Raw genomic sequence first — 5,083 nt, forward strand, 5'->3', positions numbered from 1 at the left:
GGGAAGGCGGACCGTGCCGAGCGGGTCAGGGCGCGGTGGGCGTCAGGCGGTGGTGCGCTGCTTGCGGCGCAGCGTCAGGTAGGTGCCCGTGGCGCCGGCGGCCACCAGGGCGCCCGCACCGAGGCCCACCGGAAGCGTCGGGAACCCGCCGGAGCCGGTCGTGGCGGCGGTGTTCACCATCGCCGGGCCGGGGGTGATCTGCGTGCTGACCGCGGCCACGTGCCGGATCGGGCCGACGGACCTGACGGAGCCGTCGGACTTCAGCAGCACCTGCTTGTCGTTCGGGTGCCTGAAGTCGAACATGCCGTTCAGCGAACCCGCGGTGGCGTCGAAGGAGTGGTCGCCGATCCGGCCGGTGCGCCAGTTGTCCTCGATGAACCGGGTGATCGAGGCCTGGTCGGTCAGGGTGTGGTCGACCTTGTTCACCTTGCTGTAGGGCGAGACGACCAGCAGCGGCTGCCGGGTGCCCGGGCCGCAGCGGTCGGCGTAGCCACCGGACGCGGCCGGGCCGGACTGGCAGGCCGCGCTGTCGAGGGCCTTGCCGTTGGAGCCGACCGTGGTGTCCTTGGAGCCGTTGCGGGGCTTGGTGTAGGCGTGGTCGTACCAGCCGTCGGAGTCGTCGTAGGCGACGACGATCGCGGTGGACTTCCACTGCGGCGAGCTCTGGACGGTGTTGATCTCGTTGACGAGGAAGTGCTGCTCGTCGGTCGGGTCGGAGTAGCCGGCGTGGCCGTCCTGGTACGCACCGGCCTTGAGGAAGCTGACGGCGGGGAGCTTGCCCGCCTTGGCCACCGCGGTGAAGTCGGTCAGGTCGTAGTTGTGGTTCGCCTGGCCGTTGTGACCGATCTCGTTCACGTTCTTCGGCGCCACGTGGTGGGGGTTCGCCGTCGACCTGTAGTACGAGAACGGGTTGTGGTGCGGGCTGTAGTCGACCACGGAGGCGCCGCCCACGTTGGTGTGCGTGGTGTCGCACTTGGCGTAGGAGCCGGACGTGCCGTTGTAGGCGGTGGACGGGCGGAAACCGCCCTGGAACCAGCCCCAGGTCACCTTCTTGGCGTTGAGCAGGTCGCCGATGTTCTTGCCCTGCAGCGCCGCCAGTGCGCTGGTGCTGGTGTGGTCCTTGTCGGAGCAGTCGTCGAAGGCCGGGTCGGGGTCGTTGACGACCGTGCCGACACCCTTGGCGTTCGGGGAGGCGATGGCGTACGAGTCCGGGGTCGAGGTCTGCTTGCCGGTGACCGGGTCCACCGAGATCGCGCCGTGCGTCTGGCCCGACACCAGGTTGATTGCGCCGGGCGTGGACGGGCCGTAGACCGAGCTGTACGAGCGGTCGTTGAGGGCGTAGTGCTGGGCGTAGTTCCACAGCCCGGTGACGGTGTTGCCGTCGTAGTAGTCCATCACCAGGCCGGGCTCGCCGAACAGGCCGCCGGAGCACTTGTCGACCTCGGTGTTCTGCACGAACCGGTCGGCCTTGCCGCCGTCGTAGGCCAGCTGCTCGGGACCGTAGGAGTGGTTCTGGTCGCAGGTCATCGCCTGCGCCGGGGTGAGCCGCTTCGGCAGGTACTGGTTCGGGTTCTTCGTCAGCAGCCCGGCGTGCGCGAGGGTGTCGACGTCCTTCGGGGTGTTCTTCGCCGCCGTGAACTTCGTCCCGTCGGTGTTCGCGGCCTTCGGGTAGGTCGCGAAGTAGTGGTCGAACGAGATGTTCTCGTCGAACAGCACGACCACGTGCTTGATGGGCGTCGTGGTCGACGGCCCGCCCCGGTGTCCGGCGGGTACGGCGGCCCAACTGGGCGCGGTACCACCGAGGACCGTGAGCGCGGCGGCCCCCGCGAGAGCCCCGAGGCTCCTGATCGCCGTTCGTCTTCCTGTGCTGGCCATGCTGGTTCACCCTCCGGGCATGAACGTCAGTGCGTCGTACAGGCAGGGATGCTTCGCCCGTTGCCGGGCGCTGCGGCGGAGTCATGATGGCGGCAGAGTGAACACCGGGTCAGGGATGCTGGGGCAAGTCTTGACCGCGTGTTGACCGATTCAGGTCAGCAGCGCGCGTCCGAACCAGTCGTCCGTGTCCCGTACGCCGGGCAGTGCGAAGAAGTAACCGCCACCGTACGGGTCCCGGTGGGGTCCCTACGCTCACGCAGCCAGGCCACCGACACCTGGGCGGGCGTCGCACCGCTCTCCTCGGCGACGGCCAGGACGGTGTCGACGACCGCGGTCTTCTGGGCCGTGTTCTCGGTGTGAATGACCGCCTTGAGGTCGGTCAGGCGTCCCTCGGCGCTGTGGCGGTACTTGCCGGTGAGCAGTCCGCCGCCGAGCGGGGACCACAGAGCGGCGCCGAGTCCCGGACTCTCCGCCATCGGCAGCAGCTCGCGGTCGGGGGTCCTCTCGATCAGGCTGTACTCGACCTGGATGCCCGCCACCGGTGCCCAGTTCTTCAGGTCCGCGAGGGTGCGCGGAACCCTCACCAAGGAAAACCTGGCCCGCGAAGCCTGCCTCAGCCACGCCACCGTCCACCGCGCCGCCGAACTCCTCGCCGAATGGAACGCACACGTCCCTCGCCCCATCCGACGCCCACCCGCAGAAGCCGCCCGAGACGACACCATCCGCACACTGTGCACCCAGCTGACCGAGGCACGCAGCCGGGTACGCGAACTCCAGGGAGAGATCGAGGCCCTGGCCACCGTCACCGCGAACCTGTACGCCGAGAACCTCGCCCTGAGACAGCGCCTGCAAAGCCGCCGGTGACACAAACACGACAGTCAGGACAGCGCATTACGAACAGGGTTCACCCTTGCCCGTTGTCCATGCGTAGCCACGTGGGTACAAGGGCGTTGAGACGTGAGCTTCCAATCTCCCCAAGCGCTTCCTGCACGCGGAGCGGTCAGGGGAACCAACGGGATGTCGCACAGTCGGCTGCACGGATATCCAAACTCCTGTGCACATGCTCACGACGCGGTGCGCTGTACCTCAACCTGGGGGTACGGCGAGGACCGGCCGGCCAGCAGCGGTTCTGGCAGGCCGCGGGCCACATGGTCGACGAACGCGGCCAGGTAGGCGTTGGTGATGGTCAGCGCGTCGTCGCTGTCGATCGACCCGAGCCCGACCACAGACCGGATCGGCGCGGCCAGGTAGTAGGCGCCGTAGTCGCTGAAGTTGAAGTGCTCGGCCCCGTTGAGCCGGTAACTCCAGACGGGCCCGGTGCTGGCTGCCAGCAAGGCGCGGGCGGCGTCGCGTTCGGATTGCTCGTCGGCATTGCTCGGCCGGCAGGTTCCGGTGATACAGGAGCTCTGGCTGGCCAGCAGCATCATCGGTTTGCCGAGTCCGGAGTGGACGACCGTGCCGAACTGGGTTCCGTCCAGGTCGGCTGCGCCGGCGCAGTGCGGGTCGTCGTGGCAGGCTTGCAGCGCGGCGGCTCCGCCGAAGGAGTGGCCCAGGTACATGGTGGTGGCCGCGTCGACGTGCCCGGCGAACCGGCCGGTGGCGTCCAGCGCGGCGACCCGGGCCGCCGCGAAGCGGTCGTCGGCCGCCCATACGCTGACCAGCCGGTCGTTGGCCGGGCGCATGGCGGCCGCGTCGGAGTCCTGCGGGTTACCGGCGGGTGTCGCACTCACCGGCCGTCCGTGCAGCACGGTCAGGTTCGCGCTGTAGGTGGGGGTGATCCCGGCGACCAGGTATCCGTGGCTGGCCAGGTTCTCCGCGAGCGTGGTGTACTGCGGCGCAGCCAGACCCAACCCGGGTTCGAGCATGACCACGGGAAACCGGTCGGCGGCGACGGGTGCGTCGGCGACGGCGTGCACCCGGATGTCGTCGAAACTGGTCTCGCCCAGCCCGGGCAGGCCGCCCATGTGCAGTCCCGACCATGCGCCCGGGGCATAGGGCGCGGGTGGCGCGCCGGGGGCGGGTGCGGCCGGGTACCACAGCCACGCGGACAGCTCCCGCGGCATGCCCGGCCGCGGGGCGAGTGGATCGGTGCGGGCGTGGTCGGTCCAGTCGGCCGTGGTCCGGCCGACTGGATAACGGCCGGCGGGGGCCGGCAGGGTGACCTGCTGCCCCTGCCGGACCGCCACATAGCCGATGTAGCCGCCGAGCGTCACCACCAGCACGATCACCAGGACGAGCAGGGTCTTCAGGGTTCGGCGCAGCCACCAACGGTCAGTGAGCATCGACGGTGCCCCGGGTGCGTGCGATGGCGGCCCGCAGGCCGCGTGCGGAGGAGGCCGCCGCGACCACCAGCGTGACCGCCATGACCGTGCCGTAGACGGTCAGTGCCATAAACCCGGGCCGGTCGGCGAAGGTGACCAGGCCGTAGCCGATGCTGGCGGGAACGGCCACCGCCATGAGTGTCGTGGCGACCGCGCCGGCCAGGGTGGCGACGCGTAGCCACGCACCGCTCGGCGTGACGTGCCGCAGCGCGGCGGCCGGTCCGGCGGCGAAGGCGGCACCGGCGAGCAGGCCGAGCCCGACCAGGACCAGAAACCCAGTGCGGCCGACACCCCCCCCGTGGGTGATCAGCCGGAGAACCGCCGCAGCGCCCAGGAAGGCCGAAACGGCCACCGGTGGGGCGAGCAACAGCAGGCGGGCGCGGCGGCGTCCGGGATGGCATTGCGGGGCGCGGAGGACGGCGGCCACTGGGGGCAGCCAGCCGACCGCGATGGCCAGCGCCGACGTGGCCGAGGCCAGCGCGTACACGTTGTACCACCCTGCGGCCGGGTCGGTGTGCCCGGTGACATACCAGGCCCCGTCCCGAGTGGTCTTGGCGAACAGGACGGCGCCGGCCGCCAGCGCCGTCCACGCGCACAGGGTTACCACGACGGTGGTGCACATCCGTCCGGTCCGGTCGTGCAGGTGCCTGCTGGGACGGGCCCAGACGCGCACCGCCGCGGCCGCGACGTCGACCACCTGCCGAACCCCGACGCCACTGTCCTCCAACAGGGCCGCGAACTCCGTGGCGTAGCGGTGGCGCCACACGGGCGGATACAACCCGACCAGCACGCGCACCTTGTCGTCGGGATCGGCCCCCTCCGGCAGCCCGTAGAACAGGCTCTGCACGTCCCCGGGGCCCGACGGCAGCCCCGTCGCCGCCACGAAC

At 70.4% G+C, this 5,083-nt stretch carries 4 protein-coding genes and 1 pseudogene; 1 reads left to right on the forward strand and 4 read right to left on the reverse strand.

The annotated features are described in order from the left end of the window. Positions 1-42 precede the first annotated feature (42 nt). Both ABZ646_RS39665 and ABZ646_RS39670 read right to left on the reverse strand, forming a co-directional pair. Entirely contained in the window at positions 43-1,875 is a 1,833-nt protein-coding gene (locus ABZ646_RS39665) for an alkaline phosphatase family protein (RefSeq protein ID WP_360530517.1), read from the reverse strand. Between the two features lie 251 nt (positions 1,876-2,126). Next, positions 2,127-2,558: pseudogene (locus tag ABZ646_RS39670) on the reverse strand (aldo/keto reductase); the annotation flags it as partial. Here ABZ646_RS39670 and ABZ646_RS39675 point away from each other — a divergent pair. Then, the gene (locus ABZ646_RS39675; RefSeq protein ID WP_360530526.1) at positions 2,443-2,739 is read left to right on the forward strand and encodes a hypothetical protein; all 297 of its coding nucleotides are present in this window, start codon (positions 2,443-2,445) and stop codon (positions 2,737-2,739) included. The pseudogene ABZ646_RS39670 and the gene ABZ646_RS39675 overlap by 116 nt on opposite strands. Before the next feature lie 200 nt (positions 2,740-2,939). On the opposite strand, the gene ABZ646_RS39680 is transcribed toward ABZ646_RS39675, so the two are convergent. Then, positions 2,940-4,157: an alpha/beta hydrolase gene (locus ABZ646_RS39680; RefSeq protein ID WP_360530520.1), complete on the reverse strand. Its 1,218-nt coding sequence runs from the start codon at positions 4,155-4,157 to the stop codon at positions 2,940-2,942. Then, positions 4,147-5,083, reverse strand: a 937-nt coding sequence (locus tag ABZ646_RS39685; RefSeq protein WP_360530523.1) for a hypothetical protein, incomplete at its 5' end; no start/stop codon positions are given. The genes ABZ646_RS39685 and ABZ646_RS39680, both read right to left, overlap by 11 nt.

The organism is Streptomyces sp. NPDC007162 (genome assembly GCF_040634175.1).
Taxonomy (GTDB): Bacteria; Actinomycetota; Actinomycetes; order Streptomycetales; family Streptomycetaceae; genus Streptomyces.